Source organism: Amycolatopsis sp. PSD-21, assembly GCF_055561455.1.
Genome location: NZ_CM145712.1, coordinates 8,783,524 through 8,796,660, shown reverse-complemented (window position 1 = coordinate 8,796,660; position 13,137 = coordinate 8,783,524). Strand labels below are relative to the sequence as shown.

12 protein-coding genes are annotated in these 13,137 nt (G+C 69.8%); 7 read left to right on the top strand and 5 right to left on the bottom strand.

What is annotated here, in order from left to right; translation table 11 throughout:
- Positions 1–8: 8 nt before the first annotated feature.
- On the bottom strand, positions 9–1,238 hold the full coding sequence (locus ACZ1DY_RS41400; RefSeq protein WP_257489684.1) for a DUF445 domain-containing protein: 1,230 nt from the start codon (positions 1,236–1,238) through the stop codon (positions 9–11).
- 123 nt (positions 1,239–1,361) lie between these two features.
- Between ACZ1DY_RS41400 and ACZ1DY_RS41395 the strand changes: the two genes are divergently transcribed.
- On the top strand, positions 1,362–2,315 hold the full coding sequence (locus ACZ1DY_RS41395) for a coiled-coil domain-containing protein (protein ID WP_465482963.1): 954 nt from the start codon (positions 1,362–1,364) through the stop codon (positions 2,313–2,315).
- 4 nt (positions 2,316–2,319) lie between these two features.
- On the opposite strand, the gene ACZ1DY_RS41390 is transcribed toward ACZ1DY_RS41395, so the two are convergent.
- The 4 genes from ACZ1DY_RS41390 to ACZ1DY_RS41375 all read right to left on the bottom strand — a co-directional run bounded on the left by ACZ1DY_RS41390 (position 2,320) and on the right by ACZ1DY_RS41375 (position 6,885).
- On the bottom strand, positions 2,320–3,759 hold the full coding sequence (locus ACZ1DY_RS41390) for an FGGY-family carbohydrate kinase (RefSeq protein WP_465482962.1): 1,440 nt from the start codon (positions 3,757–3,759) through the stop codon (positions 2,320–2,322).
- The gene (locus ACZ1DY_RS41385; protein ID WP_257489681.1) at positions 3,756–5,090 is read right to left on the bottom strand and encodes an MFS transporter; all 1,335 of its coding nucleotides are present in this window, start codon (positions 5,088–5,090) and stop codon (positions 3,756–3,758) included. The genes ACZ1DY_RS41390 and ACZ1DY_RS41385 overlap by 4 nt, the downstream gene beginning before the upstream one ends.
- Positions 5,091–5,467: 377 nt before the next feature.
- Positions 5,468–6,262 (bottom strand): DeoR/GlpR family DNA-binding transcription regulator, encoded by a 795-nt coding sequence (locus tag ACZ1DY_RS41380; RefSeq protein WP_465482961.1) that lies wholly within the window; start codon positions 6,260–6,262, stop codon positions 5,468–5,470.
- A gap of 5 nt (positions 6,263–6,267) precedes the next feature.
- On the bottom strand, positions 6,268–6,885 hold the full coding sequence (locus tag ACZ1DY_RS41375) for a histidine phosphatase family protein (RefSeq protein WP_257489680.1): 618 nt from the start codon (positions 6,883–6,885) through the stop codon (positions 6,268–6,270).
- A gap of 77 nt (positions 6,886–6,962) precedes the next feature.
- Here ACZ1DY_RS41375 and ACZ1DY_RS41370 point away from each other — a divergent pair, with 77 nt between their 5' ends.
- From ACZ1DY_RS41370 to ACZ1DY_RS41345, 6 genes are all read left to right on the top strand, one after another.
- Positions 6,963–7,649 carry an HAD family hydrolase gene (locus tag ACZ1DY_RS41370; protein WP_465482960.1) on the top strand — a complete coding sequence of 229 codons (687 nt, stop codon included), beginning with the start codon at positions 6,963–6,965 and terminating at the stop codon, positions 7,647–7,649.
- A complete protein-coding gene (locus ACZ1DY_RS41365; RefSeq protein ID WP_465482959.1) occupies positions 7,646–9,331 on the top strand; it encodes a dihydroxyacetone kinase family protein in 1,686 nt (561 codons plus the stop codon). Before ACZ1DY_RS41370 ends, ACZ1DY_RS41365 begins: the two co-directional genes overlap by 4 nt.
- A gap of 1 nt (position 9,332) precedes the next feature.
- The gene (locus ACZ1DY_RS41360; protein ID WP_126730211.1) at positions 9,333–9,788 is read left to right on the top strand and encodes a ribose-5-phosphate isomerase; all 456 of its coding nucleotides are present in this window, start codon (positions 9,333–9,335) and stop codon (positions 9,786–9,788) included.
- 93 nt (positions 9,789–9,881) lie between these two features.
- Entirely contained in the window at positions 9,882–10,916 is a 1,035-nt protein-coding gene (locus ACZ1DY_RS41355) for a 2-hydroxyacid dehydrogenase (protein ID WP_465485784.1), read from the top strand.
- Positions 10,913–12,361, top strand: a complete 1,449-nt coding sequence (locus ACZ1DY_RS41350; RefSeq protein WP_465482958.1) for an FGGY family carbohydrate kinase — start codon at positions 10,913–10,915, stop codon at positions 12,359–12,361. Before ACZ1DY_RS41355 ends, ACZ1DY_RS41350 begins: the two co-directional genes overlap by 4 nt.
- Before the next feature lie 2 nt (positions 12,362–12,363).
- Positions 12,364–13,014: a class II aldolase/adducin family protein gene (locus tag ACZ1DY_RS41345; protein WP_465485783.1), complete on the top strand. Its 651-nt coding sequence runs from the start codon at positions 12,364–12,366 to the stop codon at positions 13,012–13,014.
- Positions 13,015–13,137 lie beyond the last annotated feature (123 nt).

The window sequence follows — 13,137 nt, the reverse complement described above, 5'->3', positions numbered from 1 at the left end:
GCCTGTCCTCAATGGAGGAGTAGCAGGACCTGAAGTTCACCCACGAGCCCGCCGATCACCGCGCCGACCGCGATCAGTTTCCATTCGTCCTGCTGGAAGGCGGGACGGAGGATCCCCTCGAACTCGAGCGGGGTCAGCTGCTGCATCTTCGTGACGATGGTGTTGCGGACGTCGAGCGCGTCAGTGGCGTAGCTCTCCACGTGTTTCACCGTTTCGGGGAGATACGCGATGGCCTTCTCCGCCGCGGCCTTCTTCATCTCCTGGTACTGGACCCCGCCGACGGTGAGCGCCACCAAGGGTTTCGCGATGCTCGCCTGCGCGTCGATGGTGCGCTGCACCTCGCGGGTGATCATCGCGAACAGCTTGTCCGACTTGGGCCCGGTGAGCACGGCCTCCATCACGTTCCGCACGGTGAGCACCTCGTCCGCGATCAGCGCGCCGTAGTCCTTGGCGACCGCCTGGCGGCGTTTCTGGAACATGCCCTGCCAGCTGAAGAACAGGAACCGGCGCGGCTCGCGCGGGTAGAAGATCATCTTCAGGGCCAGCCAGTCCGTGACGAAGCCCGTGACGAACCCGAAGATCGGCATGATCAACGGCTGCTTCGTCAGCGCCCACACGACGAACTGGACCAGGCCGATGACGAACCCGAACCAGATACCGGACCGGGCGATGAACCGGAGCTCCGGGGTCGCGACCTCCTTGATCAGGCGGCAGGTCAGCGATTTGTCGCGGACCATCGCGTTGATCAGCATCTCGTTGACGTCGAGGACCTCGTCGATGTTCGTCGACACCTCGCGCATCAGCCTCGCGACGACCTTCGGCGCCTGCGCCCGCACCTGGTCGACCAGCATGCGCTGCGCCCGGGTCGGCAGCAGTTCCCACAGCCTGGGCTGGTACTGCTCCATGACCTCGCGGGTGACGTCTTCGACGGCCTTGAGGAGCGGCTCCTCGAGTTCCTTGACCACCTCCTCGGGATCGAGCCGGGAGAAGATCTCCTGCGGATCGACGAGGTTCTTGGTCAGCAGGTCGACGGCGGTGGTCGCCATCCGGCGCGAGTTGGCCGGGATGACCCCCTGCCAGCCGAGGAAGGGTTTGATCCCGACGAACTCCAGCGGCCGGAACATCATCTCGATGGCGACGCGTTTCGTGATGTACCCGATCAGCGCGGCGATGAAGGGCATCGTGGCGTAGACGTGCCAGTGCTCGCGGATGTCTTCGAGGATCGCCGAGATGTCCAACCAGGCCTCCCCTGCTTACGAGCCGTCAACAAAGCAGGATGCCATGTGATCGCCCTGCCGCACGCCGAGTGCAGCCGTTTGGCGGTACTGCCGCACGGGTCCCCGCTCATTAAGGTGGCCGCCATGGTCGCTCCTGAGAAGACGGCGCCTCAGGCGCCCTCAGCGAAATCGTCCCAGTTCGCGGGCGCTGTCCGCGGTTACGACAAGCGTCAGGTCGACGAGCGTCTCGCCGAGCTGGCGGCCGAAATCAAGCAGGCCTCACGCAGCCGCGACGAGGCCGTGGCGACCGCCGGTGAGCTCACCAAGGCGCTCGGCCACGCCCAGAAGGAACTGGACGAGACCAAGGCCGCCCTCGTGCGGATGAGTTCGAGCCCGTCCGGCGCCGGCGCGATGGCCGAACGCGTCCGCATGATGATGCAGCTCGCCGAGGAGGAGATCGCCGACCTCAAGGCCGCCGCCGAAGCGGACGCCAAGTCGACACGGGCCGAAGCCGACAAGTACGCCCACGAAACCCAGCGTGCGATCGACAAGGCGGCCAAGGACGCGCAGGCGGAGCGGGAGAAACTGCTCGCGGACGCCAAGGCCGAGATCGAACGGCTGAACTCCGAGGCGGCGCAGAAGCGCAAGGAACTGGACATGGAGAGCGTCCGGACCCGCGCCGCGGCGGACAAGAAGGCCGAGGAGGCATCGGCCGCTCGCCGCGCGGAGGCGGAGAAGGCGTCCGCGGACAAGATCGCGGAAGCCGACCGGGTGTCCGCGGCCAAGCGTGCCGAAGCCGAACGGATCTCGGCGGAGAAGATCGCCAAGGCGGAGAAGGCTTCGGCGGAGGACATCGCCGCGAAGCAGGAGCAGGTCGCGGAGGCCCTCGCCGACGCGAAGACCCAGCAAGCCGAAGCTCAGCAGGCGAGGAAGCTCGCGCTGGAACTCCGGTCGAAGGTCGCCGACCGGCTTTCCGCCACGGACGTCGCCGTCCAGGAGGCCATCCGGCTGCTGTCTCCCGCCCCTGACGCCGCCGAGGCGCCCAAGCCCGCACCGAAGCCGGCGCCTGACAAGACCAACGGCCCACGCCCTTCCTGATCTCTCACCGCTGGGCGACGGCGAACAGTTCGTCGTCGATCCAGCCCCGGGTGTGCAGCTCGGTGCAGAACCGCCGGTACGACTCGGCGAGCGCGGCGCTTTCGCGCTCGTCGGGTTCGACCAGTACTCCCTTGCCGAGCCCTCCGGACGCCTCCGCGAGCCCGCCCGGCAGGACTCCCGCCGCGGCGAGCAGCGCGGCGCCGTACCCCGTTTCGGCCTGTGGCGACACCCGCAGGCCGAGGCCGGTGACGGTCGCCCGGATCCGAGTCCACAAAGGACTCTTGCTGCCGCCGCCCGCCGCCAGCAGCGGATCGGTGATCGTGACGCCGAGGCGGCGGAGGTGGTCCAACGCCAGCCGCTCGAGGAACGCGACTCCCTCCAGCCTGGCCCGGTGCAGCTCGACCTCGTCGGCTTCGCCGGACACGAAGCCTTCGGCGTCCGCGCTGGCGAACGGGAAGCGTTCGCCCTTACGCCGCAACGGGTACGCGACGATCTTGGCCGGGCCCCGGGCGGCCGCCGCCTCGTCGAGTTCGGGAAGGCGCTCCTGCCCGGCGACGGCCTCGCCGCCGGTGTTCGACGCGCCTCCCGGGAGCCACCAGCCGTCCGGATGACGGTGGCTGTACATCGCCCCGGTCGGATCCGGCACCAGTTCTTCGGTGACTCCCTTGAGCACATAGGTCGTGCCGAGGATGCCGACGAAACTCCCGGGGGTGACCGCCCCGGCCGCGAGCTGGCCCGCGCAGCCGTCGGTCATCCCGGCCACGACCCGGCAGCCTGCCGGAAGCCCGGCGACCGGACGGGCCACCTCGCCCAGCACGGTGGCCGGTGCGACCACCGAGGGCAGGAGGCTCTCCGGTACTCCCAAGGCATCGAACACCTCGCCCGGCCATTCGAGGGCGAGCGGGTCGTAGCCGCTTTTCAGCGCATGCGACCAGTCGGCCGCCACCGGCCCGCCGGTGAGTTCGGCCGCGATCAGCTCGGGCGTGTGCCGGATCCCGGCGACGCCGGGGACGTGCCCGGCCAGCCAGGCGATGCGACCGAGCGCGGCCGTGGCGGACACGCCGAAACCGAGCCGCCGCCAGCGATCCGCGCCGAGTTCGGTGGCGTCGCGGTTGAGCTCCGCGCCACGCCTGTCGTCGTACATCAGCGCGGGTGTGACCGGTTCGCCCGAGGCGCCGACCCCGACGATCGTCCCCGACGTCGCGGCGACGGCCACGGCGGCGACCTCGCCGCCCCTGCCCGGCAGCTCGCCGGTGACCTTCGCCAGCACCGCCTTCACCGCGGGCCACCAGGACCGGGCGTCCTGCTCGCTGCGCCCACGGCCGTCGCGGACCGGTGCGGGCAGCGGCGCGGCGGCCGAAGCGAGGACGGTGCCGCCGCCCACCGCGAGGGCACGGACCCCCGCGGTGGCGACGTCGATGCCGATCGTGACGGGTTGGTTCACGTGGTGACGACCTTCTCTCCGACTTCTTGCAGACTCTTGTCCTCTTCGATCGCCTTCGCCGTCTCCTCGGGCAATTTCAGGTAGCGCACCATGACCGCCGCGACCAGGTACAGGGCGGCGAAGACGATCACCACTCCGGCCGCGCCCAGCGGGCCGAGGAACAGGCTGACGATCGCCGGCCCGACGAACGCCGCCGCGCCCGCGCCCAGGTTCAGCAGCGCCATCGCACCGCCCTTGTTCTCCGGGGCGAGGGAGGGGAGCAGTGCCGAGATCGGCACGAACCCGGCGAGCGTGGCGCCGTACAGCGCGCCGACGAGCAGCGCGAGCCAGTAGTACTCGGCGCCCATGGCGATCGGGACGAAGTACAGCAACAGGATCGAGATCGCGCAGCCGATCGCGCCGAACCAGAAGATCGTGGTGCGCCAGCCGATCCGGTCGCTCAGCACGCCGAAGATCAGGTTGAAGAAGATGTTCGTCCCGTAGATGACCGAGACCAGGAGGAGCCAGCGGCTCTCCCCGAACCCGATGTCCTCGATGAAGATCGTCGGGAAGAACACCAGCATCCCGAACTCGGGCGCGGTGTTGATGACGCGGACGAGCATCCCGACGCCGACGCGGGGCTTCTTCCACGCGATCGACACGCTGGACACCAGGCTCTGCACCGGTTTCACGTCCGGCGGCGCGAGCCGCGTGTACCCCGTCCGCTGCCGGACACCGAAGATCGCCAGCACGCCGCCGAGCCCCAGCAGCGCCACCGACAACCAGAGCGTGCCGTACTGGCCCAGCACCGGGTTCGTGAAGCTCGCGACCAGCGCGCCCAGCGTCGGAAGCCCGCCGGTGAACGCGAAGTAGAACCAGCCGACGGCCGCGCCGAGCCTGGCGACCGGCGCCACCGCGGTGATCCAGACCAGGAAACCGAACGCGAACATCGGATAGCCGAAACCGCGGAGACCGTAGAACACCAGCATCAGCGGGTAGCTCTCACCGGAGACCGCGACCGCGAGGAACAGCACGTCGAACACCAGCCAGATGGCCAGGCCGATCATCATCACGCGCCGCGGCCCCCACAGATCCGACAGCGCGCCCGACAACCACGACGCCAGCATCACGGCGACGCCGTACACGGTGATCACGTACGAGGCCTTGATCTCGGTGCCCGCGCCGTTGTCCGCCATGAACGGCGCGATGAAGCCCGACTCGACCCCGTCGCCGATCATGAACAGCAGCAGCCCGGCGTAGCCGAGGAACAGCGGGGCGGGCAGGCCCCAGCGGTTCAGGACACGGGCGAACCCGCTCTCGGGTCGCGATAACGGCGATGTTACCTGGTTCATGCACGCCTCCATGACGTCGTGTTCAGCTTATCATGGATCGTGTTAACTTAACTTTCAAGATGTTACATCGGTCGATTTTCGTGTTAGCCTCGCGCGCCCGGGCGGGCTGGGTGGTGGCGCGTGAAGGCCCCTTCCCTCGGCTCAGCCGAGGGAAGGGGGCCTTCACGTCCATCCAGGCACGCGAGTCGTCCGCCGGATCACGCGTGTCGTCCGTCCAGTCACGCGAAACGTCGGCATCGGTACAGGGGGTCGTGGCAGCCGTCGAGGTTCTCCACTTTGTGAACTGCATGTACTCCGGGGGAAGGTGTGAAGGTCGCGTTTCCTCGGCTGAGCCGAGGGAAAGAGGCCTTCACATACTTCAGGTCCCGCCGAACGCCTCAGAGCTCCGCGATGTCCACTTCCACCTGGCTCCGCATCTCCTCGGCCAGATGCTCCTCCACTCCGTCGTCGACGATCAGCACATCGAAGTCGCTCAGCGGCACCAGCCGGTGCAGTGCCGCGCGTTCGGTCTTGCTGTGGTCCATCAGCAGCACCTTCGTCCGGGCGCTGGCCAGCATCGCGCGTTTCAGCATCACGATCTCCGGCTCCTGGTGGAACGTCATCCGCGTGTTCATCGCCGAGGTCGAGACGAAGGTCGCGTCGACGTTGATCCGCTCGATCGCCTCCAGGCTCTGCATGCCGAGGAACGAGTCGTGGGTCGCCGAATAGTCGCCGCCGATGCAGATGAGCCGCAGGTCGGGGACGCCTTTGAGCAGTTCGATGGCGCCGAGGTAGTTCGTCGCGACGGTCAGCGGGGTGACCCGGTGCAGCATCTTCGCCAGCGCGAGCGCGCTCGTGGAGTCGTCGAGCAGGATCGACATCCCCGGTTCGACGCGGGCGAGCGCGTGCGCGGCGATGGCCATCTTCTCCTCCGAATGCACGTTCATCCGGTAGTCGGCGTTGCTTTCGAAGACGGTCGACGGCATGGCCGACACGCCGCCCCGGTACTTCCGGAGCAGGCCGCGCCGGGCCAGTTCGTCGACGTCGCGGTGCACGGTCATGGTGCTGACGCCGGTGAGTTCCACCAGTTCGGCGATGCTCGCGGAGCCGGTCGTGAAGACGTGTTCGGTGATCAGCTGCTGACGCGTGTTACGAGAGTGTGCGCTCGCACCGGCCGTCTTCTCATCGCTCATACCGTTCAGTATCGCGTGCGCGCCGGCTGGTTGAGGCGCAGCAGGCCGGTGCGCGTGCCGTCGATCGCGATCTCGGTGACGGCCGCGTTGTCCAGTCGCGGGAACACTGTGCGGTAGGTCTCGAGCGGGATGCCGAGCAGCGCGCACAGGGTCAGCCTGATCAGCGTGTTGTGCGCGACGACCAGCACCGTCTCGCCCGGGACCTCGGCGGCGATCCCGCGCAAAGCCGCGGCTCCGCGGGCGGCGGCCTCCGCTGGAGGCTCCGAACCCGGGAAGGCGCCGGTCACGGGATCGGCGAGAAATCGCGCGACCGCCTCGGGATCCGACGCCGCCAGCTCGTCCCTGGTGCGCCCTTCCATCAGTCCGAAATGGACTTCACGCAGGCCGTCGACCACTCGCAAGGGCAGACCCAGTGCCTCGGCCGAAGGTTCCGCCGTGCGACGGGCCCGGCTCTGTGGCGAGCAGAAGACGGCCGACGGCTCGATCGCGGCGGCGAAACCGGCGAGTTCGTCCGCCTGGCGCAACCCTTCCTCGGTCAGCGCGACGTCGCTGCTGCCCGCGTACCGGTTCTCGGCGTGCCATTCGGTCTGGCCGTGCCGTGCCAATAACAACCGTGCGACCACGGGATCCCTCCTCGGGGCTTGTCCAGATCACATCATCGATGTTAACTTAACAGCATCGATGTGAAAGGAGATGCCGGATGGCACTCGCCGCGGTGGTGTTCGACCTGGACGGTGTCCTCGTCGACAGTGAACACCTTTGGGAGGAGAACTGGGTGGCGTACGCCGCCCGGCACCGCACCGAATGGACGGCTGAGGACACCGCGTCCGTGCAGGGGATGAGCGCGCCCGAATGGGCCACGTACCTCGCGAAGCGGTCCGGCACCCCGGAAAGCGCGGCCGAGGTCGAGCGGGCCGTGGTGGACGGCATGATCGCCGCGATCGAGGCGGGGGAGGCGCCCTTGCTGCCGGGCGCCGGGGAGATGGTCCGCGAGGTGAGCGCGAAGGTGCCGGTCGCGCTGGCGTCGTCGGCCGCCCGCCGGGTGATCGACGCGGTACTCGGCAAGCACGGGCTCACCGGCGAGTTCTCCGCGACCGTGTCCAGTGCCGAGGTCGCCAGGGGCAAGCCGAGCCCGGACGTCTACCTCGAAGCCGCGGCCAGGCTGGGCCGGTCCGGCGAGGAATGCCTCGGCGTCGAAGACTCCAGCAACGGCATCCGCGCCGCCGCGGCGGCCGGGCTCACCGTGATCGCGCTGCCGAACCCGGTGTACCCGCCGAAGCCGGACGCGCTGGAGCTGGCCGCCGAGGTCGCGGAGAACAACGACGACGTGCGGCGCAAGCTGCTCGCGTACCTGTCCGGCGAATTCGCGGAAGCGAGCGGGCGATGACGGTCCTGGGTACCGCGGAGACGTTCAAACGCGACTGGCTGGACGGGTTCGTCACCGCCTACGGGCGTTCGGTGCGCAAGGTGCCCGATGCCTACGGCGTGCTGCGCCGGGAGGAGTCCGCGCCCAAGGTCGCGGTGGTGATCGGCGGCGGCTGCGGGCACTATCCCGCGTTCGCCGGGCTGGTCGGTCCCGGTCTCGCCGACGGGGCCGTGGTGGGCGACGTGTTCACCAGCCCGAGCGCCGAGCAGGTCTACCGCACCGCGCGAGCCGCGGAGAGCGGCGCCGGCGTGCTCTTCGGTTACGGCAACTACCAGGGCGACGTGCTGCATTTCGGGCTCGCCGCGCGCAGGCTGGCCGCCGAGGGCGTCGAAAGCCGGACGATCCTGGTCACCGACGACATCGCCAGCGGTCCCGCCGACGCGCCGGAAAAGCGCCGCGGTGTCGCCGGAGACTTCCTGGTCTTCAAGATCGCGGGTGCCGCCGCCGAACGCGGTGACGATCTGGCCGCCGTGCACGCGGTGGCGGAGAAGGCGAACGCGAACACCCGGACCTTCGGCGTCGCGTTCGGCGGGTGCACCCTGCCCGGCGCTTCCGCGCCGTTGTTCACCGTCGGCGAGAGCGAGATGGAGCTGGGGCTCGGCATCCACGGCGAGCCCGGCGTGCGCACGGTCGGCAGGCTGAGCGCGCGGGAACTGGCCGACGAACTGGTCGACGGCCTCCTCCCGGAGCTGCCCGCCGGCGACGGCCGGGTGGTGGTCCTGCTGAACGGGCTCGGCCGCACCAAGTACGAGGAGATGTTCGCGACCTACACCCGCGTGCACGAGCGGCTCGCCGCGGCGGGGCTCAGCCCGCTGCACACCGAGGTCGGCGAATTCGTCACGTCGCTCGACATGGCCGGGGTCTCGCTGTCGATCCTGGTGCTGGACGACGAACTCGCCGAGCTCTACGCGGCTCCTTGCGACACCCCTGGCTACCGGAGCACCGGTGCCGCGCTGGCGCCGGTGCCACTGGAGTCCACAGTGGACTCGCTGCTGGCCGATATCGCGCCGGGCGAGGGCATCGTGGACCGGGCGTTGACGGCGGCCCTGCGCGATATCGAGGCCAACGAGGCCGAACTCGGCAGGTTGGACGCGGTCGCGGCCGACGGCGACCACGGGCTGGGCATGACGAGGGGGATGCGGGCCGCGGTGGCCGCCGGACGGCGTGACGAAGACTCGCTGTCCACCGCGCTCCTGGCCGCCGGGACGGCGTTCGCCGACGCGGCGGGCGGTGCGTCCGGAGCGCTGTACGGGGTCCTGCTCGCCGAGACCGGTGCGGGGCTGCGCGGCCGGTCTCCGGGCGAGGTGACCACGGCGGCCCTCGCGGACGCCGTCGACGGTGCCGTGGCGGCGTTCGTCGAACTGGGCAAGGCCGAGCCCGGCGAGAAGACCATGCTCGACGCCATCGAGCCGTTCAGGCTGGCGTTGCGCGAACAGGCCGAGGCGGGCGCCGACGTCCCGCAGGCCTGGCAGAAAGCGGCGCAGGTCGCGGTGAGCGCGGCCGAGGCCACGGCGGACCTGTTGCCCGTCAAGGGGCGGGCGGCGCGGTTGGCGAAGCGGAGCGAAGGGCATCCCGATCCAGGGGCCACTTCGTTCGCGTTGCTCGTCACCGCGGTCGGCCAGGCTCTGGGAAAGGAAGACTGAAATGCGGATCGTGGTGGCGGCGGACAACGCCGGGGTCGCCCTCAAGGATCAGCTGCGTGACTTGCTCCTCGCCGATGACCGGGTGGACGAGGTCACCGACCTCGGCGTGGCCGACGGCGCCGACGACAAGGCGTATCCGCTGCTCGGCCTCGCGGCGGCGGAGAGGATCGCGCGAGGCGAGGCGGATCGCGGCGTGCTGGTCTGCGGGACCGGGATCGGCATGGCCATCTCGGCGAACAAGGTCCCGGGGGTGCGGGCCACGGTCGCGCACGACTCGTACTCCGCCGAGCGTTCGGTCAAGTCGAACGACTGCCAGGTGATCACCTTCGGCGCCAGGGCGATCGGGCCGGAGCTGGCGAAGAAGATCGTCGCCGAATGGGTCGGCTACCGCTTCGACCCGGCCTCGGCCAGCGCGAGCAAGGTCGCGCACATCACCGAATACGAGCAAGCGCACTGAATCGGCAGGCAGAAGCCGGCGTCGATTGCGGTGGCGGGTTCACCAACAGACACTGAGAAGCGCCCGATGCGGGCACGGAGAGAGGACGCAGAGTTGCGGATACTCGCTGCGGGAGACCATTTCGTCGGCACCGGCCTGCTGGCCGGCGCCGTCCGTGCCGAGATCGGCGCCGGGCACGAGTTCTCGGAACTCACGCTGCCGTGGCCGGTGGAGCCGTTCGGTCCGGTCGCGAACGTGCACGAGGCCAGCGGCACCGAGGAGCAGGTGATCGAGGCCTTGGCGGGAGCCGAGGTCGCGGTGACCCAGATGGCGCCCTTCACCAAACAGGTGTTCGCCGCCGCGCCGGACCTCAAACTCGTGTCGGTGTGCCGGGGAGGCCCGGTCAACGTGGACCTCGCGGCGGCCACCGAGGCGGGTGTCGCGGTGACGTACGCGCCCGGCCGGAACGCCGGCGCCGCCGCCGAGTTCGCGGTGGGGATGATCCTGGCCGCGATGCGCCGGATCTCGACGTCCTCGGCCGAGCTGCTGGGCGGCACCTGGCGCGGCGACTACTACGCCTACGACCAGACCGGTCTCGAACTCGACGGCACCACCGTCGGCCTGGTGGGGTACGGCGCGATCGGCGCGCGGGTGGCCAAGGTGCTCATCGCGTTCGGCGCGAAGGTGCTGGTCTCGGATCCGTTCGCGGACCCCGCCAAGATCGCCGCCGACGGCGCGGAGCTCGTCGAGCTGGACGATCTGCTGCGTCGCAGCTTCGTGGTGAGCCTGCACGCCCGGCTCACCGAGGAGACCCGGCATCTGATCGATGCAGCCAAGCTGGCCCTCCTGCCCGAAGGCGCCGTACTGGTCAACACCGCGCGCGGGGGCCTGCTCGACTACTCGCCGCTGCCGGAAGCCCTGCGTTCGGGACGGCTCGGCGCACTCGCGCTCGACGTGTACGACGTCGAGCCTCCGCCCGCGGACTGGGCGCTGCGGGACGCGCCGAACGTGATCGCGACCCCGCACCTCGCCGGAGCCAGCAGGCAGACGGCGGAGCGCGCGGCGAGCATCGTCGCCGCCGAAGTCGGCCGGTACGTCCGCGGGGAGGCGCTCGCGAATCTGGCGAACCCCGAGGTCCTGCGGCCATGATCATCGGCGTCGACATCGGCACGTCACTGACGAAGGCGGTCGTCTTCGACAAGGCCGGGATGTCCGTGGCGAGCGCGTGCACCACGTCCGAGGTGCACCACCTGCCGGGCGGACTGGTCGAACAGGACCTCGACCAGGTTCTCGGCACTGTGGCGACGGTGGTGCGCGAAGTCGCCGCCGGGCTCGACGGCCCGGTCACCGCGTTGGCCCTCACCGGTCAGGGCGACGGATTGTGGCTGCGCGACGAATCCGGCGAGGCCGTCCGCCCGGCGATCTCCTGGCTCGACGGCCGGGCGAACTCGCTGCTCGCCGAATGGCAGACCGGCGGAGTGACCAGGGAAGTGTTCCGCCGCACCGCGTCGGGAATGTTCCCGGGTTGTGCCGCGGCAATAATGTCCTTTTTGGACACTCACGAGCCGGAGTCGCTGGACAGGGCGGCGGTGGCAGGTTACTGCGTCGACGCCGTGCTCCAGCGGTTGACCGGTGAGATCACCGTCGACGCGTCGGACGCGTCGCTGCCCTTCCTCGATCCGGCGACCCGGCGTTACGACGAGGGCGCCATCGCGGCCGTCGGGCTCTCTCACCGCCGTAGCCTGTTCGTGGAGCCCGCCGCGCCGAAGACCGTCTTCCGGCTGGACGAGCGCGGGGCCGCGCTGCTCGGTCTTCCCGTCGGGCTGCCGGTCACCGCGGGTCCGTTCGACCTGCCCGCGAGCGCCATCGGTGCCGGGGTACGACGGCCGGGTGACGGCATCCTCACGGCGGGCACCACCCTCGCGTGCCAGGTCCTGACGGATTCGGCGGAGTTCGATCCGGAGGGCGAGCCGGCTGGCATGTTCCTTTGCACGCCGGAAGAAGGGGAGTTCCTGCGGGCGATGCCGGCGATGGTCGGCACCGCGGGCATCGACTGGGTGTGCCGCCTGTTCAGCATCGCGGTCGAGGAGATCGGTCCGCTGCTCGACGTGAGCAGGCCGGGTGCGGGTGGTGTTCGCGCGCTGCCGTTCCTCTCCGCGTCGGGTGAGCGAGCCCCGTTCGTCGACGCTTCCGCGAGGGCGCAGTTCTCCGGGCTGAGCCTGGAGAGCGAACGCGGCGACATCGTCCGGGCGCTGTGCGAGTCGATCGCTTATGCGGCAAGGCACTGCTTCGACGCCGCCGGGCTCACCGGCACGTTGTACGCCTGTGGCGGCGGGGTCCGCTCGCTCGAGTGGACCCGGATCTTCGCCGACGTTCTCGGGCGGCCCATCGTCATCCCCGGCGATCCCGGGGTCGGCGCGCGGGGTGCGGTGATCGTCGCGGCGGACGCCCTCGGCGAACCGGTCGACAGGGAGCTCTGGGCGGAAAGCGCACGCGTCGTCGAGGTCCGGCCGGAGAACGTAGAGTTCTACGAGCAGGGCTATGCCGACTATCAGGCCTCACTGGCCGCGGCCCGCGGACTCTGGAGGTTGTGACGGTGATCCTGGCCAAAGAACGCTTGGCGGTCTGCGAATTCGCCCGCCGGATGACCACCGACGGGCTCGTGGTCGGCACCTCCGGCAACGTCTCCGCGAGGCAGGGCGACCTGATCGCGGTGACCCCGACAGGCGTCGACTACGCCGGGCTGCGGCCGGAAGACGTACCGGTCGTCGGCCTCGACGGGGAGATCGTGGAGGGCTCGCTCAAACCGACGAGCGAACTCCCGATGCACCTCACCGTGTATCGGCAGGCCACGGATCCCGACGGTAAGCCGGTCTCCGCCGTGGTGCACACGCATTCCGTGCACGCCACGGCGGTCTCGACCCTCGTCACCGAGGTGCCACCGATCCACTACATGCTCGCCGCGATCGGCCCGACAGCCCGTGTCGCGGCCTACGCGACGTACGGCACCGAAGAGCTCGCCAAGGTGATGCTGGAAGCGCTGGAAGGCCGCCGCGGCTGCCTGCTGGCGAACCACGGCACCGTCATCTTCGGCGACAGCCTCGGCTCCGCGTACAGCCGGGCGCAGCAGCTCGAGTGGGTCTGCCAGGTGTGGCTGACGGCCCGGGCGGCGGGAACACCGACCCTGCTCCCGCCCGCCGAGATCGAGCACGTCGTGGAGAAACTCCGCGGCTACGGCCAGCGCTGAACGTCACGCGAGTTACGCCTCCGATCACGCGAGTTACGCCTCGAATCACGCGAGTCGCGCCTCTGAGCACGCGAGTTACGCCTCGAATCACGCGAGTCGCGTTTCTGAGCACGCGAAATCCGC

Excerpts from the sequence above, each read along its gene's own strand:
- ACZ1DY_RS41395 (WP_465482963.1), top strand. The coding sequence starts at position 1,362 with ATGGTCGCTCCTGAGAAGACGGCGCCTCAGGCGCCCTCAGCGAAATCG.
- ACZ1DY_RS41360 (WP_126730211.1), top strand. The coding sequence starts at position 9,333 with ATGCGGATCGTGGTGGCGGCGGACAACGCCGGGGTCGCCCTCAAGGAT.
- ACZ1DY_RS41385 (WP_257489681.1), bottom strand. The coding sequence starts at position 5,090 with ATGAACCAGGTAACATCGCCGTTATCGCGACCCGAGAGCGGGTTCGCC.
- ACZ1DY_RS41350 (WP_465482958.1), top strand. The coding sequence starts at position 10,913 with ATGATCATCGGCGTCGACATCGGCACGTCACTGACGAAGGCGGTCGTC.
- ACZ1DY_RS41365 (WP_465482959.1), top strand. The coding sequence starts at position 7,646 with ATGACGGTCCTGGGTACCGCGGAGACGTTCAAACGCGACTGGCTGGAC.
- ACZ1DY_RS41380 (WP_465482961.1), bottom strand. The coding sequence starts at position 6,262 with ATGAGCGATGAGAAGACGGCCGGTGCGAGCGCACACTCTCGTAACACG.
- ACZ1DY_RS41370 (WP_465482960.1), top strand. The coding sequence starts at position 6,963 with ATGGCACTCGCCGCGGTGGTGTTCGACCTGGACGGTGTCCTCGTCGAC.